Raw genomic sequence first — 26,594 nt, forward strand, 5'->3', positions numbered from 1 at the left:
AGGTCCACGGAAGGATTCTCAATGGCTGCCACTGAGGTGCACAAGGTTCCCTGGACACGCAAGCATGACGAACCAGTTGTCGACCTGATCCCGTCCGCTCCGACCATCGCCTACCCGACATCGTTGGAAGACCTGATCGATCTCCTCAAGAACCGTGACCCGGCGGAGCGAGTCCGGGCGGCCGGCAGTCACTGGGCGCTGTCCCGGGCTGCCGTGAGCGACGACGTCTTCGTCGAAACCCATGATCCGAACAACGTCCACCCGGCCATGGGACGCACGCTGTACGACGTCGTGCCGGGGTGCCTCACCGAAGAGTTCATCGAGCGACTCGCCACACAGCACCCCGCACCGTACGACGCCGAGCACTCCGAAGAGGACGTGGGGCTGTACCCCTTCCACATCGAGACCGGGAAACGCGTCTACCAGGCCTACGCCGAAATGGACTGGGGTGACGACCAGAAACCCGGACAGCCTGGCGGTGCTCCTCCAGCACGCCTACAACAACACCTCGTATTTCGGTCCTTGGGCGTTTCGCACCATGGGCGGCGCCGGAGGGCAGACCGTCTTCACGGCGCTGACCACCGGTACGCACGGAGGCGACTTCCGAGCCCTGCCCATCGCGGATTCGGTGCTGGCGATGCACCTGGTCACCGACGGCGGCAAGCACTACTGGATTGAACCCGAGACCAGCCCCACTACCGTACGGATGACCGACGACACGAAACTGCGGGCGCTCTACGGGACGCCCCGCTACGGCGGGCCGGGCAACTTCGAGATACGACGCAGCGACGACCTGTTCAACGCCGTGCTGATGTCCGCCGGGCGCTTCGGGATCGTCTACTCCGTCGGCGTCAAACACGGCCTGGGCCTGGACCACTTCGAGGGCCGCACCTGGCGCGGCTGGCACCACCACGTCACCCTTGTCACCACCGCCCAGGCCTTCCTCACCCTCCGGCGGCTCCACCCCAAAGCACCGACTCCAGCCTGAGCCTCTACCAAGTCCTCGACACTCTGCAGGACATGCTGCGGTGCTGGACCGGCACCTGCACCACCTGCGGCCGACCACTCACCAGAGCCAGAACCTAACGAAGCACTACTAGTGCTGGATTCCTCTTTCACTGGGTATATGTCTTGGTGGCGGGGTAGTTGATGGTGCTCGGGGCGGGTGCTGGGTCATGGTTTTACGGGCACGGCCAGGGCGTGATGAGGACGAGCGGGCCGTCGTTCGCCGCTTGTCGCGGGCTCGGAAGGCTCCGCGCGATGTCGTGATGCGGGCCCGGATCGTCGAGTGGAGCTGGTCGGGGCTGCGGGTGCCGGCGATCGCTGCGGAACTGGACTGCAGTCAGAGGACGGTCCGCTGCTGGCTGCATCGCTTCAATCGCTCGGGCCTGCCGGGGCTGGATGATCTGGGTGGGCAGGGCCGCAAACGACGGATCACCGAGGAGGAACGTTCTCGCATTATCGCCCTGGTCAAGGGCGTGCCGCCGGGGCGGCTGCGGTGGGAGCCGGTCGGGGAACTGTGGGCTTTCGACGAAGAGGGCCCATCGGAGTGGACCCTGGATTCCCTGGCCGCGGGGGCGCGTGCCGAAGGGATCGAGGTGGGCCGCTCGCAGGTCAGACGCATCCTGCTCGCCGAGGGTGTGCGCTGGCGCCGCACCCGGTCCTGGACACGTTCGAAGGACCCGGACTTCGTCCCAAAAGGACAAGGGTCATCGGCCTCTACACCCACCCGCCCGACGGTGCGACGGTGATCTGCGCCGACGAACTGGGGCCGGTGATCCCGCGTACCTTCCCGCCCGCGCCCGGCTGGTCACCGGACGGGCACCGGATCAAAGCGGAACTCGACTACAGCCGCGGACCGGAGAAGACCTGGATCTACGGCGGTCTGCGGCCGGCCGATGGCCAGGCAGTCACCATGACCGCCTCCTCCCGCAACAGCGTGTTCTATCAGCAGTTCCTGCAACTGCTCGAGGACGCCAATCCGGACGGGGATATCTGGATCGTCACCGACAACCTGTCCAGTCACAACAGCGTGTCCACCCGGAACTGGCTCGAAGACCACCCCCGCATCCACCACGCCTTCATCCCGGTAGGAGCGTGCTGGCTCAACCTGCAAGAAGGCTGGTGGCGCATCTTCCGCAAAGCCGCGCTCGCCGGCCAGTCATTCGCCAACCGCCACGACATCGACCACGCCACCAACCTGGCAACCGGCCAGCTCAACAACCATGCTGCTCCCTGGATCTGGGGCAGACCCACACCACCAACCCGCCTGCCCCGGCGCCGATATGTGTACACCGTTTGAGGAATCCAGCACTAGCTCACAGGAAGGCCTTGTCGGCCTTTTCCTGCAGCTCGTCCATCGCCGCCTTGGTGCACTGCTCCTTCGCCTCGGGGCTGACCGTGAGGACCGACGTGTTCTCCAGCCCCGCCGGGAGGCATACGTGCACCGGGATGCCGCTCAGCGGAAAGCGCCTACCCATCGATCGGGACAGCCTGCGCGCGCTGGCCCGCGAGGTGGCAGCCGATGTAACCGAGGACCAACTCGCCGTTCTGCCAACACCGTTGGCCCCCCTTCCACCGACAATCCCCCGCCCCCGTGGGGAGCGGGGCGAAAGCGGTGAGGGCTACGTGGTGACGCCTGCGCATCCCGAGATGAAACTGGTCATCGGGCTGGCCGGAGAGAAAATCGTCGGCGCGTGGCTGCACCGCCATCTTGGTGTGCCGGAGCAGGAGTCGTGGCGTTCCAGCCTGCGTTCGCACGTCTACCCGGACAGAGTCGGGGACGACCGGCTCGGCTACGACTTCCGGGTCGGCACCCCGGAGCGGACTCTGTACTTCGAGGCGAAGGCATCCGCGGGAGCCGACGGGGAGATTCAGTTGGACGAGTCCGAGGTCGAGCGCGCACGCACCCTCAAACCCGATGAGACGTACATCGTCGTGTACGTCTCGCATGTGTTGGACGGTGCCCGTCGCCGCGTCACGCCCTTGCCCAACGGGGCGCCTGGGCTTGCCGGGTATCGCCTGGTGGGGAATGCGTTGCGGCTGCGGTTCACATTGCCCAGGTAGCAGACAGCGTTTTGTACGGTGCAGGTTCGCAGAGCGGGGGCGTACGTGCGGGTGGTGGTGGGGGGGGAGGGGCCATGGAGCTCATGGGCGCCAGGCTGTGAGTGAGCTGGCCGCACTCTCAGTGTGCTGCTCATCGGCGTCGGTGAGACTTGGGCCGAGCCGGCGCTCGGCGTATCGCCGCTGACCCCTCACGCAGTGCCCTGTTCGAAGACGTGAGGGCCTTGTGACCGCCGGGCGGAGACCTGTCAAAATATGATGCAGGTGTGTGAATGCAAGAGACGAACGGGGACGCATGGGGAACGAAGACGCGTCGGCAGGGCGGCTCGGCGGCGGATTCGGCGGGGGGAACACTCCGATCACGGGGGCGATGACGCGTGCTGAGATGATTGAGGTCTGGCGGACACACAGGGCCGCCCGCCGCGCTGCTGCGGTGAGCGGCCCCGAGGACCCGGTTGACGGATTCGCCCTGCGGAAGTGGCGCAAGGCCGGAGTCTTCGGCGCGGAGGCGGTGGCCCGCGTCGAGGACGTGCTGCGGGCTCTCTTGGCGTCCGTGGCTGCCGAAGACGGCACGCTGAGCTGGGGCGCCGATACCATTCGCGCATGTTTGGATGGGCAGCCAACGCCCCAACTCCTGCCTGCGGTTAAAGCCCTGCTGGAAGCCGCCGAACCGAACCGGGCCGTCGCGCAGACCGCCGCCGTGCTCTCCGTCATTCACGAAGTCGGCATGCCTTGGCTCTCGCCCGTTGGTGAGCGTCGCCTCGCAGTGATCGCCGGGACGGTCGCAACGTCTGAACTTGGACCGGCTGATGTCCCTCGTGCTGAGGACGATCCCGTCGGCGCCTACGCCTTGTATCACGCCCTCATCAGGGGGCACTTGGACGAGTTACCCGCGCATTCCCTGCGGGCCGTTATCCCCTGGGCCCCCCTCGGAATCATCGACGACCTCATAGACGCCGACGTGCTGGACCGTGGAAATAGGCCGTGGAGTCTGCGCTCGGATACTGCTGAGCAGGGCTACCTGCTGGCCAGGCTTGCACCGGAAAAGGTTGAAGCTGCCCTTGCTCAGTCGCTCTGCTGGAACGAGCCCCGCGAGCGTGAGGCGTTCCTGGCCGGCGAGCCGGTCGATCCGAAACCAGGCAGCCTTTATGACCTGCTCCTGCGCGTGGCGGACGGTGAGCCGGAAGTACTCAAGGAACTCGAAGAGCTTCTGCCCCGCGACTTGGTGCTGCAACTGCGCAAGATCCAGGAGGGCGCCGTGACCGGCACGTGGGATCCCGACATCCCTGCCGATCGTGGACTGTGGCGACTCCTGTGCGCCCTGTGGGAGCCGAGAGCCGCAATCAATCCAGCCCGCGGCCCGTTCTATGCCCTCGTTGCGCTGCGACATGCCTACGACCTCATCTGCCAGGGCGAGAGGAAGAAGGCCCAGGCACAGGTAAACAAGCTTGTCGATCACGAGGACGCCGAGGCCGGTGCCGCGACCGAGGCTTGGAACATGTTCGCCTATCTCGCCTTGCTCAACGACGACCTCGATCTGGCCTACGTCTCCCTGGCACGCGTCGCCCGTACTGACCGGAGGGTTGAGGACAACCTGGCCCTCCTGGATCGTCGACGGCGGACCAAGCGCAACGACAGGAGCCAGCCGGCCAATCCGTACTTGGAGCTGGGGCTGCCGCACAAGAGCGAGCAGTGGAAGCATCAGTGGCGTGAGCGCCGTCGTGCCGACCGGGACAACCTTGACCTGGCAGCGCAGGCCAACTGGGCGAAGCGCCGTATCGAGCAGGCCGAAAGGGCTGAGGACTGGTCCGACTTCTTCGTACTGCCGTTGGATCCCACAGCCCTGCGACTGCCGACCGTGCGCCCGAGATCCTTGACTCCCCGGCCCGCCGTCATGCCCCGCCGGACCCCATCCGGGGCCGCCGCCGACCTCTCGGCGGTACGCGATCGCGCGCTGGCCACCCTCCTTCCCACTCTGCTGTCCGCGCCCAGGCGCCCCGATCACGACCACAGGACATCGTCATGAGTAGCCAGTCTGCAGGCCGAAAGAACAATCCGGGCGCGGCCGGAGCGGCGAAGAAGCCCACAGGGCGTACGCGCCGTAAGGAAAAGCGTGAGTTCGTTGAAGAGATGAAGCTACGCACCCTCCGGCCAGAAGAACTGCTCCATCCGGCCCAGCTCTTGGCCCGATTCACGGAACGGGCCGAAGCGCTGCTTGCACAACTTCCACAGGAGTCCCGGCCTGCGCCCGCAGCGGTCAGCACGGCGCTACGGCAGGGCGTGCTCGACGCATTCCGGACGCGGGATGAACACATCGCGCGCCTGGTTGAAACCGACCTCCTCGCGAGCACGCCCGAGCGCGGGGCGAAAGCCATCCGCCGGGCGGTCCGGTCCTCGCTCGTCGACATGGGGGTCCGTGTGGTTGAGGAGGCTGACGAGCACGAACTTTTCGTCGTGGTCGAAGGCGAGGGCCGAGGCTTCGAGCTAGTTCGGCCGGCCTACGTGGACCAGGCGACCGGCAAGCTGCTGCTGGCCGGGCAGCTGCGCCGTATCCCGACGCCGAGCGACCTGTCGACGCAGGAGCAGGCCGAAGAGGCGGATGTGCCAGGAGGCGGTGCCAAGTGACCGCGACAGGAATCGATTTCGGAACGACCAACTCGGTCGTGGCCCAGTGGCAGGGGGACGACGCCGAGGTCCTGCCACTCGACGCCCACCACATCGACGCCGACTGGCGCCACCCGGGGTTTGAGCAGCTCTTCCCCTCGGTCGTGGGGCTCAGCTCGCTGAGGCGTGGCCCTCTGTTCGGGTGGGAGGCGAAGCTCCGCTCGGAGGAAGCGGCGGAAGCCTGCAAGCGGCTCCTCAAGAGCGACGAGTACGTGACCGTCCAGGGCAGGCGCTTCGCGGCGACCACCGTCGCGGCGGGTGTCTTCACCGCCATGCGCGATGGTGCCCAGCACAACCTCACCGATATTGATCGTGCCGTCATCACCGTGCCCGCCAACGCTACGGGAGCCGCCCGCTACCGCACCAGGGCTGCGGCGCGGTTCGCCGGCATCGAGGTTCAGGCTCTACTCAACGAACCCACCGCCGCTGCCATCTCGTACGTCCACGACTTCCGTGAGGATTCGCAGATCTTGGTCTTCGATTGGGGCGGCGGAACTATAGACGTCACCGTGCTGGACTACGCGGACGGGTTCTTCGAGGAGCGCGCATCACGCGGAGTTTCAGAGCTCGGCGGCCTGGAAATAGATCGGCGGCTGCGCGATCTGATCCTCGAACGGGCACCCGCACGCAGGGCGTGGACTCCGGCGCAGGAAAGGCAGTTCCGGCTTGACGTGGAACGGAACAAGATCCTTCTCTCTTCCCAGACGAGCGTGACAGTGATCACCCCGGACGGGATCGGCGTCGAGATCTACCAGGGCGAGCTGGAGGAGGCGATTGGCGACCTGGTCGACCGCGCACTCGCGCCGGTGGAACAGTGCCTGAGAGACCTGCACATGGCGCCACTCGACGTGGACGAGATCCTCATGATCGGCGGTACGAGCCAGATCCCCAGTGTGCGGGCCGCAGTGGCCGAGGCACTGCAGACAGAGCCCGTGCCCACTGAGCTGTGTGATCCGATGACGGCGGTGGCGCGCGGTGCGTCCATCGCGGCGGCGGTGCTCGCTGGCGAGACCGAGGGAGTCATTCAGGTGGCCACCAGTCACGCGCTCGGCACCATGGTCAAGGACTCCTCGGGACGGAAGCGGTTCAGCCAGATCATCCCGAGGAACTCGCCGCTGCCCTGGAAGGAACGCAAGAGCTACACACCGCACAAGGACCACGCGCGGAAGCTGTCAGTGGAGATCTGGGAGGGGGACCCGGACAAGGAGCTCGCCCACAGGGACAACGTGCAGCTCACCGAGCTCACCCTCACGTACCCCACTGCGCGGGTCCGCGACGAATCCCGCTTCAACCTGGAGTACACGTACGACTCCAACGGTCTGCTCCATGTCAAGGCCACCCTGGAGCACACCGGGGACGTGGTGGTCGACCAGGAGGTCGAGAGCTTCGGGTCAGGTGGCCCCACGCCCGAGGTCCGCGCAGAGCTGGACCGGCTGATGAAGGCCAATTCGGGCCCCGCCTTTCTGGGGACGGCTCCTTCGGCTAACGGCGCTCGCCCCGTGCCCGTGCCTCCGAAGGCGCGGCCAATGACGGTCGACGGAAGCCCTCACGCCTTGGTGGTGGACGGTTCCAACCTTGCCTGGATCGGTCGTTCTCCGGTTCGCCCGGGTGTCTACGAGGATGGCGATCATCCGAGTTTCAGGCAGCTTCAGGACGCACGGGCCGCCTTGGCGAAGAAGTACCCCGCGGCCGAGATCCACGTCGTGGTCGACGCCAGCTTCAGGCACAAGGTGGCTGAGGTAGAGCGGAAAGCAGTAGAGGCTGCGCTCAGCAAGGGCGACATCATCCAGCCGCCGGCCGGTACTGAAGGCAAGGGGGATGCCCTCGTGGCGGCCATTGCAGACGACTCCGGGGCGATGGTTGTGACGAACGACAACTTCGCGGAACTGCAAAGTCGCTACTCGTGGCTTCGGGAGAAGGGACGCGTTCTGGGGGCGACCCGGTCCAAGGGGGGCTGGTACTTCACCGACCGAATCTGCGTGGCGCCGCGCGGAGCGTACCGCGGCTGATCTGTGTTCCTGGCGGCTCCACCCGGTACTCGCGCACGCGTTGCGCGAGTACCGGGTGGAGCGTCGATCTGGTGTGCTATCAGTACTTCGGCGACGACCCTTTTGGGCGCATGCTCCGTGCATGGCCGCGCGCAGGACCACCGTGCCGGGGCGGCACCAACCGCGGTATCCCACCGGCAGCATCGCTGTGTGAGATGGACACATGGCTGAGCTCGGGGTGCCGGCTCGCCGAGGGGCGGGGCAGTGGTTGTGAGACCGTCGGAGGGTGAGGAGTTGCGAGCGTGAATCGAGGTGTGCGCCAGTGCGGACGTTGTGGTCCTGGGGTGCTTTAGGGCTGGGATGCCCAGGCGACTGTGTGGCCTCGGCGTGAACGCCGGCGCGTGAGCCGTGACCGGATTCCGGCTTTGGGTGCCGCGCCGATGGAAGAACGGTCGGCAGGTTGAACGATCCGATATGGGTTCGTATCTGTTCGGAAATGGCTACTGGAGCGGAGACGCCTTTGCAACACGTTTGCCGTCAGCTGAAGGTGAAGACATCGGGCTCCTCTCGCGCATCGAGCGGGGCGCCAGAAGCTAGGAAGCAGATCTGGCGCGACGAAGTGAACCGTGTCCGGGCGAAATTGGCGTTTCGTCGATGACGTGTTCGCCACCGTGCCGCGCACAGACCGGCGGGCCAAGAGCGACTGCTACCTGCGAGGTTTGATGCTGGACGGACGCCGCAAGTCCATCCAGGCCATGGCGTCGCGCTGCCGGAGGGCAACGAGCAGAACCTGCAGCAGTTCGTGAACCAGTCCACCTGGGACCCGCTGCCGGTGCGCCGATGCATCGCTGAGCGGATGCCACATCTTGTTTCCACGGGAGTCTCCTGCCGTCAGCTGAAGGTGCCCGAAATCCATACCGCACTGGCCAATACCATCCAGCCGTGGAGGATCGAAATCCTCGACGGCATCCTTTGGGACGACGGCAAACCCCTGGACGAGTGGGCCAAGAAACTCAAAGAAGTTTGGACCAACCTGGCCACCCAGTCCCACTTCCAGCAGGACCCTGCACAGGCTCGTGCCGCGCACCTGGCCTCCCGCGCGGTGCGCGCCATCCTCCTGTATGGCATCGGCTCCTTCGCCCAACGCCCCCGCATGGTCACCGGCACCACCCCCCCGCACCCTGGAACGCGAGGTGCCCGCAGACGACGAAATCGTCGACTTCGACGCCGAGCAGATCACCTGGCAGAAGCCCACCGGATTTGCCCACGGCCCCAGCGCCCACCCCGAATGGGCTGCTGCCATCTGGTCCGGGGCACGCGCCGCCCTGCTCAGCCAGCGCCACCGCGAACATGGCACCTACGCCTGAGCGCTGCACACACCACCGGGCAGTGCTGTCGCCTTCCGCACGGATGCCCTCTATCTGACCGGCGCCCACGACTGGCCTTACCAGCACCAGCCCAGCGACTACCTTCTGAAATGGCACTTCACCGGCCCTCTGCCCGCACCCACCAGCGAAGAACAGCTCCTGGCCTGCGCGATGCCAGACGCGCCGCCCTCACCCAGACCACCACGGGGACCTGATACCAGCGAGCAACCGCCGCTGCCCCGGCGCCCGCCCGGCGCCGGAGCTCAACGAGGCCGCCCAACTCGCCGACCAGCTCCGGGAGGTCGGCTACACCAAACGTGACATCGCTCGCATCATCAACCGCGATGCCTCCCTGGTCTCCCAGTTCTACACAAAACACAAGGGAGCCGCCTTCGTCCATGCCCTGCCCGCCGCCACCACCGGCGGCATCACCGAGGTGTCCGAACTCGCGGCCCTGGCCCCCCCACGTCAACCCGCTGCACCACCGCCTCCGGCGCCCGCGCCCGGGTACGTGCCAAAGCCGTCCTGATCACCCCACCGGCACCGGCCGCGTCGCCGTCCAGGCCATCGCCTCCGGCTCCACCCGGCTGCCCTCCTGATCGCAGAAGCCGCCCGACAGAACCTGAAGTTGGCCTTCACCGTCCGCCTGGCCAAGATCGGCTACGTGCACCCCTCCGGCAGTCGCACCGACTCACCCGGCATCCGCCGCGACGTCATCCAACGGACCGACCACACCGAGGAACGCTCTTACGGATCGGCCACCACCGGCGGCTTCGACGCCACCGACTTCGCCCGGCAGGTGGATGCATCGGGCGGCGATGTCACTGCAGCCGTACACCAGTGGCTCGTGGAGAGCGGCCGCATCCACTCGGGCGCCCACATCACCAACCTTGAAGTGCGCACCTGGGGCTCACGCTGACCTCCGTCGGTGCGTCGGGTCCTGCTACTGCCCCGCATCGTGGGCTTCATGGGATGGCAGTACGCGGGGTCCCTGCGCCACGTCCAGAATTGGCCAACTCGCCGCGCGAGCTGTAGGAGTGCTGACTGGCATGTGTGGGGTGCCGCACGACGGCCCGCTCCTCGTCCTCACCGGCGTGGCCTGGTGAGACGTTCGCATTTGGAACGCTGTTGTCCTGTTCGCAGCGTGATGCCTGGGTTGCGCGGCTTGGTTGGGCAGGATCTCAGCCACACCGTGGACCCGGCCCCGTGCCAGGGAAACCCCTCGTGAAAACATCTGCACCGTAGGTAGCGTGTACAGCTCAGAATCCCCATACCTCCTAGGAGTTCAGACGTGACTCGCCGTTTCCTGTCCGTTGCGGTCGCCATCACCGCAAGTACCGCGCTGCTGCTGACCGGCTGCAGCTCGGGCGGCAGTGACGACGACGCGCCCGACAAGATCAAAGGCTCCGGGGCAGACACGGACAGTTCAGCGTCTGCCGGCCCATCGGCGAAGCCGGGCGGAGCCATGCGACCGGACATCACGCTGCCCAAGTCCGTCCAAGTCACCTTCGAGGGCTGGACGAACAGCGACCCGAAGCTGCAGGCCATCCTGGACGACGGCAAGGAGCGCCTCCGTGCCTCCTACGCCGCGATCATCAACAAAGACCCGCAGGACGATGCCTTCACCTTCTACAGCGAGAGCGACGCGCTGCGCACCGGCACCGAGTGGGTCAAGGGGTTCACGGACAAGAACCTCGTCCTGATCGGTAAGGGCCGGGTCTTCCAGCCGCAGCCCCGCATCAGCCCAGACGGTTCCGGCACGCTTTTCTACTGCGTGGACGAGGGCAAGGGATCCACCAAGGACACCAAGACCGGCAAGGTCACCGCCACCCCCGCGGATGACGCCCTCGTGCTCTACCGCACCAAGCTGCGCAAGACGAAGGAAGGCGTCTGGAAGACCACGATGGTCCAGACGGAGCGAGGAGCCTGCAAGTGAGGAAGCCGCTCCCTCGCGCAGTGACGCTCACCGCAGCGTCCCTGGTGGTCACGCTGCTGACCCCATCGGCCGCCTTCGCCTGGGGAACGGACCCTGGTGAGGCTGCCAAACCGCCCGCCGAGGACAGCGCCAAGGGCACGGCTAGCGGACCGGAATTGGGGGCCGAGGTCACCCGCACCCGCATCGTCGTCACACAGCCCGGCGGTGGCACGACCAAGCCGTCCGCCGGCAGCCTGGCCGCTGTCGACCCGAACTGGAAACCGCCGGCCTGCTGGTACGAACCACTCGCCACACCACAGCAGCTCAAGGACGCGACGGAGAAGATGAACAAGGGCGACCTGTTCTCCGTGAACTTCGGTCGCCGCTGGGGCAAGGACCTCCTTGTCGACGCGTTCGACAAGGGCGATGCGACCTTCACAGACACCCCGACCAAGAACTACAACGTCGGCAAGAAGGGCATGTTCTGGCGTGCGGTTGCCCGCCAGGACCGCGCGAACGACCCCGAAAGCCTGGACTGCTCAAAGAACTTGTTCTGGCAGAAGGCCGGCACCGTCCCCGACGATCCGAATGCCCCCACTCCTGAAGTACTCGCGGCCTACGCCTACGACAAGATCCGGGTCCCGGACACCAAAGTGGAGCTCAAGCCGCAGGGCAAGTCGACGGTCAACCTGCCCACCTGGGTGTGGCTGGACAAGGCCGTCTTCAAAGACGTCACGGTACGCGCCTCGCTGCCCCACACCGGTCTGTACGCGGTGACGACCGCGAAACCGGTGGCCCTGCACCTGGACCCGGGCACTGGCGACGCGCAGACCTTCCCTGCCTCCGGCGACTGCCCGGTCAACGAGGACGGCTCCATCGGCACTCCCTACACCAAGGGCGCCTCCCAGGAGAACCCGCCGTGCGGCCTCGCCTACCTCCGCGCCACGAGCGGGGAGCCCTACCAGCTCAAGGCTTCCGTCACCTGGGAGATCTCCTGGGAGGGCACAGGCAAAGCCAAGGGTGACCTGCCCAACGGCACCTTCGAGACCACTCAGGACATCAAAGTCCAGGAAATCCAGTCCATCAACCGCTGACCACGGCTGTCGGCCAGCCACCACAGCACACGCACAACCATCTCAACCACGGGGGCGGACACGTATGTCGGACCTGAAGAAGGACGCGGAAGCCCTGCACAAGGCGGCTTCCGCGCTGGGCAAGGCGGAGGACCACACCCGCAAGCCGCTGCACGACTTCAAGGCCGCTTCGCACGATCTGTCCGCATTCGGGGTGCTGGGCTCTCTGATGAGTGCCAAGGACGACATCCAGGACGGCATGGACACCATCGCCAATCTCACCAAGCACCTGCACAAGGAGTGGGAGGCCGAGGCGAAGTTCATGGACGATGTCTCCGACGCCTTCGACCTATTGGACGTCCTGCTGACGGCTGCGGCTCGCGCCAAGAAGGGCTGAGCCGTACATGGGTTTCGACATCATCCCCGGCGACGCCGAGTTCGAAATTGACGCCGGGGACCTCAACCCGCTGCACTGGGTCAACAAGGCCAACCACGCCTTCGGCAGCACCCTCGCCAGCAATCTTGAGTTCCTCGGCATCACCGACCCCGCCGTCGACCCGGACGGCATCCGGGAGATAGCCAAGCAGTGGCGGGCCCTGGCCAAGGGCCTGGACGCTGCCGCCCGCGACGCCGAGACGGCCCTCAAGGATTTGGGATGGGAGGGCAAGGCCGCAAAGGCCCTCCACAAGCGGGCCAAGACCGCCCGCACGCAGGCCACCGACATGGCCGACTCCCTGCGTACGGGCGCCAAGGCACTGGACGACTTCGCCGACGAGGCACACGACCTGCTGACCGAGATCGGCGTGCTTCTCGCGGAGATCGCCGAGTTCGAGATCGCTAGCCTCGCACTTTCGGTGCTGACCGGCGGCCTGTCCGTGATCGCTGGGAACCTTGCGGCCGGCGCGCGGGCCGTGAAGGTCGTGGCGTTGATCGGCCGGATCGAGAAGTCCGGGAGCCGTATGGCCCGGGTCATCCGCACCGTTGTGGAGGCGATCCGTGGCCTGGAGCGGGCGCTGAAGGCCCTCGGTGAGATTAAGACGATCGCCAAGGCAGGCAAGATGGCGGGCGAGGGCATGAAGTTCGCCGCCTTCGACGCCGCCCTGCGCGACCCTGGCGTATTCAAGGACCCGGGCAAGCTGGCGGAGACGCTGGCCCTGGGGGCCGCTTTCGGCGTCGGCGCGGGAGGTCTGGGCAAGCTCCTCGGCAAGGGTCTGGGTAAACTCAAACCCAGCGAACTCGCGAAGCTGGGCCAGAAGTTGGGGGTGGACGGCTCCGGCCTGTCCAGACTCAAGCTACGCCCCTCGGAGTGGGAGAAACTACCCGCCTCCATCCGGTCCATGTTCAAGAAGTGCGACCGCGACCCGATCGATGTCGCTACCGGCGACATGCTGCTGCCTCAGGCCGACGTCGAATTGCCCGGCACCCTTTCCCTGGTGCTGGAGCGGACCCACCTGTCGTCGTACCGGTGGGGTGGCTGGTTCGGCCCCACCTGGGCCTCCACCCTCGACCAGCGCCTCCAAGCTGATGACGACTGCATCGTCTACGCGGCAGCCGACGGCGCACGGCTGATTTATCCGAACCCTGCCCCTGATACCGCCGACCCCGTCTATCCAGAGCTTGGACCGCGAATACCCCTGGCCTGGGACAGCGAAGTCGACGGCGCACTGCGCATCACCGACCCGGACACGGGGCTGGCCTACACCTTCCACAGCCCACGGCCCACCGACGACAGCGATGCTGTCGACTTGCCCTTGCAGTCCATCCAGGACCGCAACGGCCAGCGCATCACCCTTCACTACGCGGACGACGGTACGCCCGTGGAAGTCGCCCACTCCGGCGGCTACCGCATCGCGCTCGACCGCCACCGCGACCTGCCCCGCATCTGCGCCCTGCGCCTGCTGGACCCCGAGCGGCCGGACAGCCTCGGCACGGTCCTTGTATCCTACGGCTACAGCGAGGACGGGCACCTCACCGAGGTCACCAACTCCTCCGGCCTGCCGCTTCGCTTTACCTACGATTCCGAGGGCCGTATCACCTCGTGGACCGACCGCAACGACACCGCGTACCACTACACCTACGACGAGCATGGCCGAGCCGTTCACACTGAGGGCAGTGCCGACTTTCTCTCCGGCAAACTCACCTACGACGACGCCACCCGTACCACCATTGTCACCAACTCTCTCGGGCACACCACTCGTTATGAGCACAATGAGGCTCTGCGGCTGGTCAGGGAGACGGATCCGCTGGGCCACACCACCGTCCAGGAGTGGGATGCCGAGCAACGGCTGATCGCCGTTACCGATGCCCTTGGGCACACCACGCGCTACGCCCACGATGAGCAGGGCCGGGTCGTATCCGTGTGTCTTCCCGACGGCCGTGAAGCCGGCGCGGAGTACAACGAGCTCGGCTTGCCGACCACTGTCATCGAGCCGGACGGCTCCCAGTGGAGTCAGGAATACGACGAGCGGGGTAACCGCACTCGCCTGACCGACCCGGCAGGCGCCATCACCCGCTACACCCTGACCCCTGCCGGTCATCTCGCAGCCATCACTGATGCTTTGGGCAATACCGTCCGGGTGCGCTGCAACCCGGCGGGACTGCCCACCGAGGTCACCGATCCGCTCGGGGCCCGCACTGCCTATGAACGGGACCGGTTCGGACGCCCCGTAACCCTCACAGACCCCCTGGGGGAGGTGACCCGCCTGGACTGGACCGTGGAAGGCAGACTGTCGCGCCTCACCACCCCAGACGGTGCCAGCGAATCATGGGAGTACGACGGCGAGGGCAACTGCATCACACACACGGACGCGGTGCGGGGAAATTCCAACTTCGAGTACACCCACTTCGACCTCCTCGCCGCACGCACCGGCCCAGACGGAGTCCGCCACACCTTCACCCACGACACCGAACTCCGCCTGATCCAGGTCACGAACCCGCACGGCGCGACCTGGAGCTATGCCTATGATCCTGCGGGCCGTCTCGTCTCCGAGACGGACTTCGACGACCGCACACTCACCTACACCCACGACGCCGCGGGGCGGCTCACTTCCCGCACTACGGCAACCGGCCAGACGGTCCGCTACGAGCTCGACTCCATGGGCCGGACCTTGGCCAAGAACGCCGCTGGCACCGTGACCGCCTATTCCTACGATGCAGCAGGCCGCCTGACGCGGGCCTCCAGCCCCGAGGCAGTACTTGCCCTCCGCCACGACGCGGTCGGACGTCTGGTATCCGAGACGGTCAACGACCGCACCACCACCTACACCTACGACCTTCTAGGCCGCCCCGCATCGCGTACCACCCCCACGGGCGCGACCAGCACCTACACCTACGACGCAAGCGGCAACCGCACCCAACTCAACACCTGCGGCCGCACCCTGACCTTCGAACACGACCAGACAGGCCGCGAGCTGGCCCGCCGCATCGGCAGCAGTCTCACCCTGACCAGTGCCTTCGACCTCCTGGGACGGTTGAGCAGCCAGACAGTCACCGATGCCCAACGCACCTCAATCCAAAAGAGGGCCTACACCTACCGCGCTGACGGCGCTCTCATCGCACTCGATGACCAGCTCAACGGCTCCCGTCGGTTCGAGCTGGACACCACTGGCCACGTCACCGCGGTCCAAGCCGCCAACTGGACCGAGAGCTACGCCTACGACGAGACGGGCAATCAGGCACACGCCTCATGGCCGGACACCCACCCGGGCCATGAGGCCACCGGTTCGCGTGCCTACAGCGGTACACGCCTCACCCGCGCAGGCCGAGTCCGCTATGAACACGATGCGGCCGGACGCGTCACTCTGCGTCAACGGCACCGCCTGTCCCGCAAACCCGACACCTGGCGCTACACCTGGGACGCAGAAGACCGCTTGGCCCAGGTCGTCCTCCCCGACGGCACGCTGTGGCGCTACTCCTACGACCCCCTCGGACGCCGCACTGCAAAACAACATCTGACGGCCGGCGGCGAAACCATCCTGGAGCAGACCAACTTCACGTGGGACGGGCCGTCCCTGTGTGAACAGACCACCCGTTCTCACGTCCACCCCAACCCGGTCACCCTCACATGGGATCACGACGGCCTGAGCCCGATCACTCAGTCCGAACGGGTCTCTGTCGCCGATGCCCCCCAAGACGAGATCGACTCACGCTTCTTCGCCATCGTCAGTGACCTCGTCGGCGCACCCTCCGAACTCATCGACGAAGAGGGAGCCGTCGCTTGGCGTGCCCGTAGCACCCTGTGGGGAAAGACCGCATGGGCTACGGGAAGCAGCGCCTACACGCCTCTGCGCTTCCCCGGCCAGTATTACGACGCGGAGACCGGCCTCCATTACAACTACTTTCGCTACTACGACCCCGAAACCGCCCGCTACCTCACCACTGACCCGCTTGGACTAGAGCCCGCACCAAACCCATCCTCCTATGTGGACAACCCGCACATAGCTGGAGACCCACTGGGGCTTTCTCCGTGCATGATCGGAGCCAGAAAGAGTTCCACGCAGCTCCGGAACACTCCGGGGGCGGTAACGGGAGGCAGCAGACTTCCGGATGTCAACGGCCGGTGGCTCAGAGGATCGGAAGGAAATGCCGGACGCATCCCGGGACAAGTAGCAAGAGGACTGCAAGGGCGACAGTTCAAGACCTTCCACGACTTCCGATCGGCATTCTGGGAAGAAGTGTCCAAACATCCTGATATCGCCAAGCAATTCTCCAAGTCTGGGCAAACGGCAATGGCAGGCGGTAATTCCCCCTTCGTTCTCGCAGCCCAGGCGGAACCTGGCCAGTATCGATACGTCCTACACCACCTGCAACCCATCCAGCGTGGCGGCGGCGTCTACGATCTTGATAACCTTGTCGTCATAACCCCGCGCTACCACAAGGAAATACTCGATCGCGGCTACCATTTCGGTAAGTGAGAAATGCACCCGAGAGGATATACTCAATGCCCCCCAAGACTCGCACAGAACTCGTCGAGATTGTGCAGAAGCTCATCGACGCAACTCTGCCGGAAACGGAAGGGGACGCACTGCTGGAAGAGTTGATGGCGAGTGTTCCGCACCCGCGCGTATCTGACTTGATCTTCTACCAGGAACCCCCACTGACCGCAGACCAAGTAGTCGACCAAGCACTGGCGTACCGCCCCATCGAACTGTAATGCGCGTAACAGGGGGACTCACCTCTTCTATTCCGCTTCGCTACGTTCTCCGGAGATACGGACGGGTACGGGCTCGGTGTGCTCCTACCCGCATTGCAGGCACATGCCCCGATAGATGGGCGGCGCAGCGTTGGCGTAGAAGGCGGCCGTGAAGGGCTGCCCCCGACCGGACATGCCGGTGTCCGGCAAGCCGCTGTCATGGTGACCGGGTTCGGGTCGTCCACGGGTCGTTTAGTCCTCTCCAATGATCATCCAGTGCACGATGGTTGGGGTGGTGTTGGTGCGGTGCACCCAGATGGTCAGCCCGCTCGATAAAACGGCTGTGACGCCGACGCCCACGACGGTCTTGCCCGGCACGGAGGCGACGGGGGTGACGAACGCGCGGAAGTTCTTCCCCCTTGATGTTCCCGCCGCTCAAGGTGACGGATGTGGGCTTGTTGGCCACCGGAGTAATGGTCGCCGTTCCAATCGAGACGTTGTCCGACCGCAGCACGCCGGCCGCCCGGATCGATGCCGCGGACATGGTCACGGGCCCCTGCCCCAGTGACAGGCTGCCACCATCCTGCCCAGACCCCAGCTGCGCGGAGTTCTTCCCGAGGAACAGGCGCCCGCCAAAGGGCTTGGCTCCCGTTCACAGTGATGCGCTCCGCGGTGAAGAAGTCGTTGCCGAAGAACGTCCGCCACCGGTAGACGTCCGCGTCGGTGAACGTCCCCGAATTGATCCCGATGTTCGCGTCCGAAGGGCTGGAGCCACTGACGTGGATGTAGGCCTGGTTCGAACCGTCGACGGACGCCCAATAGATGTACGGATAGACGTCGTTGGGCTCCATGCCGATCGCCGACCCGTTCGCGCCGATCGCCCGCAGCCAGGCCGCATTCAGGACGATGCGCGGCCCCTCGGCGGCGGTCTGCACCGTGGCACCGGTGATGATCTTGCCGTTGATCGCGTCCGCGTCCAGCAGGTCCGCAGTGATCGCCCTAGCAGCGACATGATCGCGCCGCACAACCCCTTGCCCCAGGTCCTCGGACGTGGCCCGGCGCGATGTGGCCTCCACCGCCTCGGACGGCGGCCCGGGAGTGCCGGAGGTGTTCACCATGACCTGCTGGCGGCGCCGGCCTCGTTCCAGGCGGCCAGGCGCCGCCAGCAGGTCATGCCCGAGCCGAAACCCAGCTGGGTGCGGTTCCTTTCGAGGGACAGTTGATCTGAAGTCGTCCTGATCAGTGTGTGCTGGTACTGGCTGCGAGGGCGTGTCCATTCGGCGTAGCGTCATGGTTCATGGTGTCTTTGTTCGCGGTGTTGGGTCCGCCGTTGATCACGATCTTCCTCTTCGCCATGGGCGCGATCCCGTATGCCTTGTGGGTGTCCAGGAGGAAGCCCTCCTGGCTGGCCCGCTGGGCTGTGATCGGCAGCGCGGCAGCGATCGCCGCCTACGGGGCTGGGGCCGTTTACGGGCTCGCCTTCACGAACCCACTCGACGTGTGCGCGGACAAGACCGGTGGTGGCGTGTACATGGACGCGGGACGGGACTACACGCTGACATCAGTCGACGTGAAGAGTTTCCCGCCGTCTATCAGTTGTCACTGGAGCAGTGGCCGCAGCACTGAAGTGGTGTGGTTCTGGACGTCCCCTCTGCTCTATGCGGGGCTGGCCTGCGCCGTTGTCTGCTCCGTCGGGCTCTTTGTCAACCGCAGCAAGGGCCGAAACGCACGAGCGCCCTACGAGACGGTCTGAGCTGGGAAGACGCTGATTGGCGTGTGGTCGGCACCGTCGTACTTCTACCGTGGCGGGATGGAGGTGGGGCGCCCATGGTGTCTTTGCCGGAAGAGCTTCAGGCTCGAGAGGCCGCAGCTCGGCGGCGTGTGGAGGAACTCCAAGCCGAGACAGCCGAGTTGGCCATCCGGCTGGAGGAGGCTCGGGAGGATCTTTCGCGGCTCGAGATCACGCGGGAGACCGTCGCGCAGGTGCTGGCGGAGTTGTCGGCCGCAGAGACCGAACCGCACGATGCGACGGGGAGGGTGCCGGAGGCGAACGAATCGGCGACTCCCCATGGCGTCGGGGTGATGATGGTGCCGCCGTGGCGGGAGGGCCTGGTCGTGGCGGTATTGCCGGACGTGTACCGGGACATCGTGGAGATCATCGCTGACGCGCCCGGACCGTTGCAGGCCAAGCAGGTCGTGCCGCGGACCGGTCTGCCGACGACGACCGGGAAGATCGAGGGGACCCGGGGAAAGCTGAAGCGTCTGGTGGAGCGGGGCTGGCTGGACGAAGACGCGCCGGGACAGTTCACCCTCGCTCACCAAGGCCCGGGCGGGACCGTGTCAACTCCCAGTGACCAAGAGGCTCGTCTCCGAAGATTCGTAGGTACCAACCAGAACGAATCACTCCCGAAGAAGAGCCCTCGATGGAACCGTACGACGCCTTACCTGAGCTTGATCCGTACTCCGCCTCCCGTGATGCCTTCGAACGTGCTTCCCGTCGCCCGCCGCGACGCCGTCACCACCTGCGACCGCTACCTCACCGGCCACCTCGACCAACTCCACTACGACACCGCCCTCGCGGCCGGCTGGCCGAGTGATCACATGCTCGGCCGATGACACGCCCCGGGCGCTGGCCCCGGGCCCCTCCGTACGTGGGCGAGGAGGTCGGCGCCCCGCTCGGGGTCGCCTACGACGCGTCCGTAGGTCTCTCACATGCCCTGGGGGATGCGGAACTTGGTGCTGTAGGTGTGGTCCCTGCCGTGTCCGAGACGGCGGCGCACAACCGAATCCTGCGTCCCGTGCTGAGCACGTGAAGGGCCGACGGTAGCGTGCTGGTATGGATGGACATGCGGCACGCGAGCACAGCATTGAGTGGCGTCAGATAGATGACGCCTGGCAGCGTATTGAGTCCTGGCTTGAACGGAACGCTCCGGCGACATTCGCGAGCCTGTTGCCTGGCGCTTCCGAGGCGGAGCTCGACGAACTGCAGGAGTCTTTGGGCGTGCGTCTGCCCGTTGGGCTGAGGGCGTTGTGGAGTCGGCGGGCAGGTGTGGGTCCGGAGACGACGCCTTGGTTCATGCCCGAGGAGTGTGTGCTGATGTCGTTTTCCGTCGTCCGCCGCGTCTACCAGCGACAGATGTTTCTGCGTCAGCAGGATCTAGAGGACCAGCAGAGGACGGGTAGCACGGAAGAGATCACGGTGTGGCGTCCCTCCTGGGTCCCCTTTGCCGCGATGGATGCAGATGCTCTGACCGGTCTGTGCGTGGACGCTGAGACCGGCAGGATCTGGTACTGGTGTGAGTATGCGGAGCGCAGGGTCCAGTTCGAGTCGCTGACGGACTACTTGGAGGAGATGGCTGACGCCCTGGAGAATCCGGAGCTCGCAAAAGAGGCGCGGGTCGGCCTGATGAACGGGTTCTTGGTGTGGGGTGTGCCGTTGAACGAGGCCGAGCGAGCGGCATGGGAGCCGTTGGGGAGTTGACGGTGTGGGGCGAGCGTGCGTACTCACCCCACACGTCACGAGGATTTAGCTGATCTTCTTCCACGCGCAGGTGCTGCTGGTGGTGGTGCAGTGTTCGAAGCCAGGGTTACTGAGGTAGAAGGCGTCGTTGTCGAGCATGCGCCAGGCGGGGGCCGGGAATTTGTGGAAGGCCCCCCTTACTTCTCGGTGTTGGAGGGGCCGTTCTTGTCCTCGCGTGTGTCGGAGAAAAGGCCAAAGGAGTTCCCCGAGGGGTTGGCATAGAGCTGCGCGCACTTGTCTCCGGAGGAGACCTGGTACTTGTTGCCGGCGTCGGGGTAGCCGCCGCTTTCGTGGGTTGAGGCCATGGCGAACTCATCGTAGGACGGGTCCCCCATGAGGCGTCAGTGGGGTGTTTCGGCCATGAGGTTGGGCAGACTATGTTTCGGCTGTCTTTAGCAGTCCACGGTTTGCCGCTTGGGGTGGTTTTGGTGGTGTCGGGGCCGAGGTAGTGCATGGGTGCGTCGCCGGTACCGGGCTTTCCGATCATGCGTTGCTGCATGAACCAGTAGTAGGCGCCGGCTGCCGGGTACTTGTTGGTGTCCGTTGTGTAGGTCGGGATGTAGTACGGAAGGACACACCCGGGGGTGGGGCTACCCGTGCTGAGATCGTCGCAGCAAACCTTGAGTTCTTTGCCGCTGGTGCCGAAGTTGGCGCGCGCGGCGAGGTCGAGATCGACGTCGACGGCGCCGACCATGTCCCAGGTCAGGCCGATGGTCTCCTTGCCGGTGCCTGTCCACTTCGTAGCTCGGGCAAGAGGTAGCCGCTGTGCAGGTACAGCCACGTGGCGTCCCGCTCTTGCCACCACCGGATCGTCGAGTAGCCGACGACGCTCCCGTCGAACACCACCAGGATCTGGTTCTTGGATGGCTCCTCCAGCTTGGCAGAGGCTTCGGCGATCTCGGCCGCTGTCGGGAGCCCTTCCACAACCGAACGGGCGTCGACTCGGTCGCGTTCGGCACACCCCAGCCGCACCGCGGCCATGGGGCCGTGGTCCTCGTCGCCGTGATACGGCCGGAAACTGAAGCCGGCCTGAAGGTCCTGTCCTGGTGCGCCATCCGAGATGACCGGATGATCTCCAACCTCAAGGCAGGCCCGCCACCCTATTCATGTCACGGTCGTCCGCGGCCGTTCAACGAGCTGGCCGCGTTCGAACCGAGCCCCGGCGCGGGCGAGGGCGACGAGGCGTCCAGCCCCACCCGTGGACCGCTCCTGCCACGGCGATTGCGGGACAACTCTTAGGGCGACAGCCCCGGTCAGGCCACCGGCGGTGCCAAGTACGCGGCGCCTGCTCACATCGTTCATGCGGTGTCCTTCTTCTTGGTGCGGCGATGGATGACGGCCAGTCGTATGGAGTACGCGAGGCAGAGTGTGGCCAGGATGGGGAGGACGATCAGGGTGGGGTTCACCCAGGCCGGGACCAGGTCGTAGCCTGCGTTGCACTTTTCGTGCAGTGGGTACCAGCGCTCGAATTCGTGGAAGTGCGCATGGCGGTACGCTGAGTCGTAGGCTTGGCCTGCGTTTTGGCATTCCTCTCCCGTGTCCAGCCCGCCGGCGAGGGCGCCGATGAGGTAGGTGATCCCAGTCCCCAGCAGGAGGACCACGGCGTTTATGGCGAACCAGAGGGGACTGCGGAGCCAGTTCCTGGCGAACAGTGGGTAACACCAGAGCCCGATGAGGACAGCTACGAGGATGAAGAGGATGCTCATGGAGTAACTCTGCCCTCCCGTTCTTCCTGCCCTACCTGGCCGCCGCGGCCCGCTTTGCGCCCTGCTTGCGGAAAGTGGCGAGGTTCTCCTTGTGCTGGGCAGCCTTGCTGTTCTTCAGACCGATGAGGGCGAGTTGGCGGTCCGTGAATCCCTGGCAGAACTCGGCAAGCTTCTCTTCGCCACCGGTCAGGATCTAGGCGCTGTTTCTCGGATCGCCGGACGTGAGGGAGTAGTTGGGGTCAGGCTGGAGGCATGGGTCGTGGGGAATCGAATGCGAGTGGGATCGGCTGGCGTCGTTTCTGTCTCGGGGTGGTACGCGTGGCGACTGGGCTGTCGTCGACCTGGATCCCGTCCACGCAGCGGGCGCCTGCCAGCTGATACGCCGCAACCGCACCACCGGCGAGGCGTTCTACTACCGCTGCTTTGGCCCGAAGCCGGTGCCGTTCTTTGTCCTGTGTCCTGGTTGAAGTTGTCGGCGTCCGCTGGCGGATCGAGGAGACCTTCCAGGCCGGCAGGGGCGTCGTCGGTCTGGACGAACACCAGGTACGCCGCTATATATCCCGTGGTTGTGCTGGGTGATCCTCACGATGCTCGCGCACGCCTTCCTGGCCGTCATCCGCGCCCACGAGCACCGCGACCATCCCGCTTCCGAGGGACTTATCGCCCCTACCTGCAACGAGCTGCCGCGGTTGTTCGCCCTGTCCGTCGCGCTTTCGGGCGATCGACGCGACCATCGTCTGCGTTGGTTGCTGTGGTGCCGCCGACTTCAGGTCCGCTGCCGCGACTGCCACTTGTGCTGAGGCAACGCCACAGCATGAAGGTCCACAACTGCGGCTGGAGTGTTAGTGGTTGGTTGGGTTGTGCCATTGTCCTTGGGTTGCGGCTCCGGCGAGGCCGGGGCCGATGCCGAGGAGGAGTGTGGGGCTGTGGTGGCGCGGTGTGGCATCGGCCGTGCGTGCGAGGATGTCGAGGATGGCGACGCCTCCGAGGTTGCCGCGGGTGCGGAGGCTTTCCCAGGAGTGTGCGAGGAGTTGGGGCGTGCAGTTCAGGCCCTTGAGGGTGTCCTCCAGGATGCGGGGGCCGCCCGGGTGTGCGATGACGACTTCGGGAGTCCAGTTTTTGTCGTCCTGGCGTAGCCACGTCCACAGAGGCGGCATGAGGTGAGTGATTCCGTCCGGCGCCCACTTTTCCGAGGTGAAGTGGAGGCCTGTGGGTTCGGTGTGGAGGGTGTAGGAGTCCGTGGTGCCTGGTACTACGTGTTGCCAGGTGCGGGTGATCTCCAGGCACGCACCCTGAGGTTGAGAGGAGACGATGCAGGCTGCGGCGCCGTCGCCGAACAGCAGCCGGTAGATGATGCCTGCGGGGTCGTTTTTGTCGGAGCGGTAGACGGTGGAGAGTGCTTCTGAGATGACGATGAGGATGCGGAGTTCGGGTTTGGCGTCGACGAGTTCGGCGGCCCAGGACAGGGCGTGAGCGCCGCCGACGCAGCCGAGTTGGGTGGCGGGCATGCGCCGGATGTCTGGCCGCAGTTGGAGTTCGTTGATGATGTGGACGTCGAGGCCGGGGGTGGCGGGGGTGGTGCTGTGGCTGGTGATGATGACGTCGATGTCGGTGTTGGTGAGGCCTGCGGCTTTGATAGCGGTCTGGGCGGCGTCTGTGCCCATGCGGGCCATGAGCGGCTGGGCGAGGTTGTTGCGTTCGGTGATGGTGCTGGGCCGGGAGAGGGCTTTGAGGGGTGCCACGAAGGAGCGGGTGTCGATCTGCAGGTTGCTGGCCAGGCGTTTGACGACCGCGGCTGAGGGCGCGCGGGTGTCTTCGGGCATGGTGCGGAGGATGTCGTCGACGATGTCCGCGGTGGATATTTCGTATCCGGGGATTTCGACTGAGGGCCGGGTGACGTAGGCCACGGGGGCGCTCTCCGATCTGCGCATGCAGTATGTGGTCTGTGGGCGCCTCGGTGCGAGCCCTCGCGATGCTGCAACAGCGCGCCAGACAAGCGTGGTTACGAGGCGAGGTTCGCTCGCACACGGGTTACGCGGCCCGTAGGACGTTGCATGAGTGAGGCACTCGCAGAGTACATGTGGAATATCACCACGCTGATGCATCAAATGGTGCCAAATGCGCCCCAACCGGAAGCGGAATAGGAGAGTCGGCTCCTTCTGTGCTCATCCTCTTTGCAGGAGGGCACGGTTCGACTTCCCGGGTGGCGCGGTCCTAGGGCGTGACTTGCCTGACGGTGCGCTCGCCAGTACGCCTGCTGGCTGTGGTCTTGCCCACACCAGCGGGCTAGGGCCTGTCTCTTTGACCGGTCGTTGGTGAGTCCTTGCTGCATAGTCTGCTGTGGTGGCAGACATAGAGTTGGTCGTTGACCTGCGAGGGCGTCCGATCGAGACGCTCAACGATTTCTGGGATGCGGTAGCTGGGCCGTGCGGGCTTCCAGAGTGGTTCGGTCGCAACCTGGATGCCTGGTCAGACACGATTCACGCTCGGGGTATTTCGAACGTCATCGACAGCCATGACCTTCTGGTCGTGCATGTCGATCAGCAGGGTCTGTTCAGCGAAGGCCGACAAGCTGGACATGCTCTGGCCGGCGTCTTTGACGGCGAGCAGAACCGCCTGGTCGTCCACGCAACGAAGTGATGGCGCAAGACAACTTGTCTATCGACGTGCCCAGATGAGGATGGCGGCGAGGTGGAGTGCGGCCTGGTAGGCGATGGCGAGTTTGTCCGTTCGCATGGCCAGGCCACGCCACTGCTTGAGTCGGTTGATGCGTCGTTCGACCGAGTTGCGCTGCGTGTATGCCTCGGCGTCAAAGCCGGGCGGACGGCCTCCAGCGCGGCCTCGGCGGAGACGGTGGCCAACCTGGTCGGAGGGCTGCGGGATGACGGCACGGATCCCGCGTTGGCGAAGGTGGCTCCGGATCGCGCGGGATGAGTACGCGCGGTCGGCGAGAAGGGCATCCGGCCGGGTCCTCCGCCTACCAGGCCCAATTCGCGGAACCCGGATGCCGGCCATGACGGCTTCGAAAGCCGGAGCATCGCCTGCCTGACCTGCGGTGACGTGGACGGCCAGCGGCCGTGCGTGGCTGTCGCTGACCAAGTGGACCTTGGTGCTCAACCCGCCTCGAGAGCGTCCAAGACCGTGATCGCCAGGTTCCGCGCGCCATGGCTCCCCCTTTTCCTGGCACCGGCGGCGTGCTGGTGGGCCCGGCAGACGGTGGAGTCCACCGACACGGTCCAGCCGACATCATCGCTGTCATCTGCTGCCGCCAGGACGGTGGTGAGGATCCGTTCCCAGGTACCGTCAGAGGCCCATCTGATCAGCCTTTTGTGGGCAGTCTGGAACGACCCGAGCTCTTCCGGAAGGTCTCGCCAGGGAGAGCAGGTGCGGTACTTCCATGCGATGGCCTCCAGAGTTCGGCGATGGTCGGCCCATCGCCGGCCGCGGACCGGATCGGCCGGCATCAGCGGCTCGATCCGGTCCCACATCGCCTCAGTGATCACTAACCGGACAGACACATCCGATCAACTGACCAACCGATCAAAGAGACACGCCCTAGAGCACATCAGCGAGGGACAGGGCCAGCAGCCCGAAGGAAACCAGTGTCACCGCGAAGAGCCTGCGCATTCGCTGGGGAAGACGAGACGACATCCACGAAGCATTCCTCGGACTCGCCGTCTGCCTGATCACGCACCGCCACGTCCAACGGCTCTGTTAGCGCCATTAAGCGCTGTGTCAGGTCGACAGTGGAGGGCGCCCGGATCCCGTCCGCGAGCACTCGCCGAGCGTCAGATCCCGCAGGTACCGGCTCACCGGCTCGATCTCCCGATCAGCGGCGTCGACTGCGAACTGCGGAAGTGGAGGTCTTGAGGGCGTGCAGAAGGTCGACTTGACCCAGTACCGGGGAGGTGGAGGTGAGCTGAGAGGTTCAGGTCCTACGACAAAGCTGTTCTTCTGTCCTGGACAGCACTGGGCCCCGGCACGCGATGCGTGCCGGGGCCCAGCGCTGAAGGACTTATTGGGTCAGCCCGCTGTGCCGCTTGAGCCGCTCCTCGCCCACTCGATAACCAGACGGCGGAAGGGGATAACGAGGACGGAGCAGATGACCACAAGACCGCCCGTGAGGAGCCAGATGCCCTGTTCCTGGTCGATGGACAAGGCGATTCC

At 65.6% G+C, this 26,594-nt stretch carries 23 protein-coding genes and 3 pseudogenes; 19 read left to right on the forward strand and 7 right to left on the reverse strand.

The annotated features are described in order from the left end of the window. Positions 1 to 850: 850 nt before the first annotated feature. The 3 genes and pseudogenes from DEJ48_RS38895 to DEJ48_RS38905 all read left to right on the forward strand — a co-directional run. Positions 851 to 988: pseudogene (locus tag DEJ48_RS38895) on the forward strand (IS701 family transposase); the annotation flags it as partial. Between the two features lie 280 nt (positions 989 to 1,268). Further along, positions 1,269 to 1,751: a helix-turn-helix domain-containing protein gene (locus tag DEJ48_RS38900; RefSeq protein ID WP_223832388.1), complete on the forward strand. Its 483-nt coding sequence runs from the start codon at positions 1,269 to 1,271 to the stop codon at positions 1,749 to 1,751. Then, entirely contained in the window at positions 1,748 to 2,302 is a 555-nt protein-coding gene (locus DEJ48_RS38905; protein ID WP_223832389.1) for a transposase, read from the forward strand. Before DEJ48_RS38900 ends, DEJ48_RS38905 begins: the two co-directional genes overlap by 4 nt. Before the next feature lie 16 nt (positions 2,303 to 2,318). Here DEJ48_RS38905 and DEJ48_RS40015 read toward each other — a convergent pair whose 3' ends face one another. After that, the gene (locus tag DEJ48_RS40015) at positions 2,319 to 2,480 is read right to left on the reverse strand and encodes a hypothetical protein (RefSeq protein WP_190537865.1); all 162 of its coding nucleotides are present in this window, start codon (positions 2,478 to 2,480) and stop codon (positions 2,319 to 2,321) included. A gap of 172 nt (positions 2,481 to 2,652) precedes the next feature. Here DEJ48_RS40015 and DEJ48_RS38910 point away from each other — a divergent pair, with 172 nt between their 5' ends. From DEJ48_RS38910 to DEJ48_RS38965, 12 genes and pseudogenes are all read left to right on the forward strand, one after another. Next, the gene (locus DEJ48_RS38910) at positions 2,653 to 3,066 is read left to right on the forward strand and encodes a protein NO VEIN domain-containing protein (protein WP_150220770.1); all 414 of its coding nucleotides are present in this window, start codon (positions 2,653 to 2,655) and stop codon (positions 3,064 to 3,066) included. Between the two features lie 292 nt (positions 3,067 to 3,358). Then, a complete protein-coding gene (locus tag DEJ48_RS38915) occupies positions 3,359 to 5,089 on the forward strand; it encodes a hypothetical protein (protein ID WP_150220771.1) in 1,731 nt (576 codons plus the stop codon). Continuing rightward, positions 5,086 to 5,688 (forward strand): hypothetical protein, encoded by a 603-nt coding sequence (locus DEJ48_RS38920; protein ID WP_150220772.1) that lies wholly within the window; start codon positions 5,086 to 5,088, stop codon positions 5,686 to 5,688. The genes DEJ48_RS38915 and DEJ48_RS38920 overlap by 4 nt, the downstream gene beginning before the upstream one ends. Continuing rightward, positions 5,685 to 7,736, forward strand: a complete 2,052-nt coding sequence (locus DEJ48_RS38925) for an Hsp70 family protein (RefSeq protein WP_150220773.1) — start codon at positions 5,685 to 5,687, stop codon at positions 7,734 to 7,736. The genes DEJ48_RS38920 and DEJ48_RS38925 overlap by 4 nt, the downstream gene beginning before the upstream one ends. 583 nt (positions 7,737 to 8,319) lie before the next feature. Continuing rightward, positions 8,320 to 8,574: pseudogene (locus DEJ48_RS38930) on the forward strand (transposase); the annotation flags it as partial. A gap of 334 nt (positions 8,575 to 8,908) precedes the next feature. After that, a complete protein-coding gene (locus DEJ48_RS40665) occupies positions 8,909 to 9,082 on the forward strand; it encodes a hypothetical protein (protein WP_223832567.1) in 174 nt (57 codons plus the stop codon). Between the two features lie 628 nt (positions 9,083 to 9,710). Continuing rightward, a complete protein-coding gene (locus DEJ48_RS40670) occupies positions 9,711 to 10,001 on the forward strand; it encodes a hypothetical protein (protein WP_223832390.1) in 291 nt (96 codons plus the stop codon). A gap of 372 nt (positions 10,002 to 10,373) precedes the next feature. Next, entirely contained in the window at positions 10,374 to 11,018 is a 645-nt protein-coding gene (locus DEJ48_RS38945) for a hypothetical protein (protein ID WP_150220774.1), read from the forward strand. 20 nt (positions 11,019 to 11,038) lie between these two features. Beyond that, entirely contained in the window at positions 11,039 to 12,091 is a 1,053-nt protein-coding gene (locus DEJ48_RS38950; protein ID WP_190537867.1) for a hypothetical protein, read from the forward strand. A 64-nt stretch (positions 12,092 to 12,155) separates the two neighbouring features. Next, positions 12,156 to 12,467 carry a hypothetical protein gene (locus DEJ48_RS38955; protein ID WP_150220775.1) on the forward strand — a complete coding sequence of 104 codons (312 nt, stop codon included), beginning with the start codon at positions 12,156 to 12,158 and terminating at the stop codon, positions 12,465 to 12,467. 7 nt (positions 12,468 to 12,474) lie between these two features. Continuing rightward, positions 12,475 to 16,983: a DUF6531 domain-containing protein gene (locus tag DEJ48_RS38960; protein WP_150220776.1), complete on the forward strand. Its 4,509-nt coding sequence runs from the start codon at positions 12,475 to 12,477 to the stop codon at positions 16,981 to 16,983. A gap of 26 nt (positions 16,984 to 17,009) precedes the next feature. Further along, a complete protein-coding gene (locus tag DEJ48_RS38965; protein ID WP_150220777.1) occupies positions 17,010 to 17,222 on the forward strand; it encodes a bacteriocin immunity protein in 213 nt (70 codons plus the stop codon). Positions 17,223 to 17,521: 299 nt separating this feature from the next. Here the strand turns inward: DEJ48_RS38965 and DEJ48_RS38970 are convergent, their stop codons facing one another. Continuing rightward, entirely contained in the window at positions 17,522 to 18,319 is a 798-nt protein-coding gene (locus DEJ48_RS38970) for a hypothetical protein (protein ID WP_150220778.1), read from the reverse strand. Positions 18,320 to 18,498: 179 nt separating this feature from the next. On the opposite strand from DEJ48_RS38970, the gene DEJ48_RS38975 reads away from it, so the two are divergent. The 3 genes from DEJ48_RS38975 to DEJ48_RS38985 all read left to right on the forward strand — a co-directional run bounded on the left by DEJ48_RS38975 (position 18,499) and on the right by DEJ48_RS38985 (position 20,682). Then, positions 18,499 to 18,954, forward strand: a complete 456-nt coding sequence (locus DEJ48_RS38975) for a hypothetical protein (RefSeq protein ID WP_150220779.1) — start codon at positions 18,499 to 18,501, stop codon at positions 18,952 to 18,954. A gap of 74 nt (positions 18,955 to 19,028) precedes the next feature. After that, complete coding sequence (locus DEJ48_RS40675) at positions 19,029 to 19,817, forward strand: hypothetical protein (RefSeq protein ID WP_223832568.1); 789 nt, start codon at positions 19,029 to 19,031, stop codon at positions 19,815 to 19,817. A gap of 220 nt (positions 19,818 to 20,037) precedes the next feature. Next, the gene (locus DEJ48_RS38985) at positions 20,038 to 20,682 is read left to right on the forward strand and encodes an SMI1/KNR4 family protein (RefSeq protein ID WP_150220780.1); all 645 of its coding nucleotides are present in this window, start codon (positions 20,038 to 20,040) and stop codon (positions 20,680 to 20,682) included. A 176-nt stretch (positions 20,683 to 20,858) separates the two neighbouring features. Here the strand turns inward: DEJ48_RS38985 and DEJ48_RS40020 are convergent, their stop codons facing one another. From DEJ48_RS40020 to DEJ48_RS39000, 4 genes and pseudogenes are all read right to left on the reverse strand, one after another. Continuing rightward, the gene (locus DEJ48_RS40020; protein ID WP_190537869.1) at positions 20,859 to 21,026 is read right to left on the reverse strand and encodes a hypothetical protein; all 168 of its coding nucleotides are present in this window, start codon (positions 21,024 to 21,026) and stop codon (positions 20,859 to 20,861) included. A gap of 433 nt (positions 21,027 to 21,459) precedes the next feature. After that, positions 21,460 to 21,783 (reverse strand): annotated as a pseudogene (locus DEJ48_RS38990) (GNAT family N-acetyltransferase); the annotation flags it as partial. Positions 21,784 to 22,019: 236 nt separating this feature from the next. Beyond that, positions 22,020 to 22,427: a hypothetical protein gene (locus DEJ48_RS38995; RefSeq protein WP_150220781.1), complete on the reverse strand. Its 408-nt coding sequence runs from the start codon at positions 22,425 to 22,427 to the stop codon at positions 22,020 to 22,022. Between the two features lie 842 nt (positions 22,428 to 23,269). After that, positions 23,270 to 24,358 (reverse strand): PhlD, encoded by a 1,089-nt coding sequence (locus tag DEJ48_RS39000; RefSeq protein WP_190537871.1) that lies wholly within the window; start codon positions 24,356 to 24,358, stop codon positions 23,270 to 23,272. Between the two features lie 412 nt (positions 24,359 to 24,770). Here DEJ48_RS39000 and DEJ48_RS39005 point away from each other — a divergent pair, with 412 nt between their 5' ends. Next, positions 24,771 to 25,067: a barstar family protein gene (locus DEJ48_RS39005; RefSeq protein WP_150220783.1), complete on the forward strand. Its 297-nt coding sequence runs from the start codon at positions 24,771 to 24,773 to the stop codon at positions 25,065 to 25,067. An 18-nt stretch (positions 25,068 to 25,085) separates the two neighbouring features. On the opposite strand, the gene DEJ48_RS39010 is transcribed toward DEJ48_RS39005, so the two are convergent. Then, a protein-coding gene (locus DEJ48_RS39010; protein WP_223832391.1) for an IS5 family transposase occupies positions 25,086 to 25,945 on the reverse strand; the annotation gives its coding sequence in 2 pieces (ribosomal slippage) (positions 25,086 to 25,591 and positions 25,591 to 25,945; 861 coding nt in all). Positions 25,946 to 26,594: the final 649 nt, after the last annotated feature.

The organism is Streptomyces venezuelae, from assembly GCF_008642315.1.
Classification (GTDB): domain Bacteria; phylum Actinomycetota; class Actinomycetes; order Streptomycetales; family Streptomycetaceae; genus Streptomyces; species Streptomyces venezuelae_D.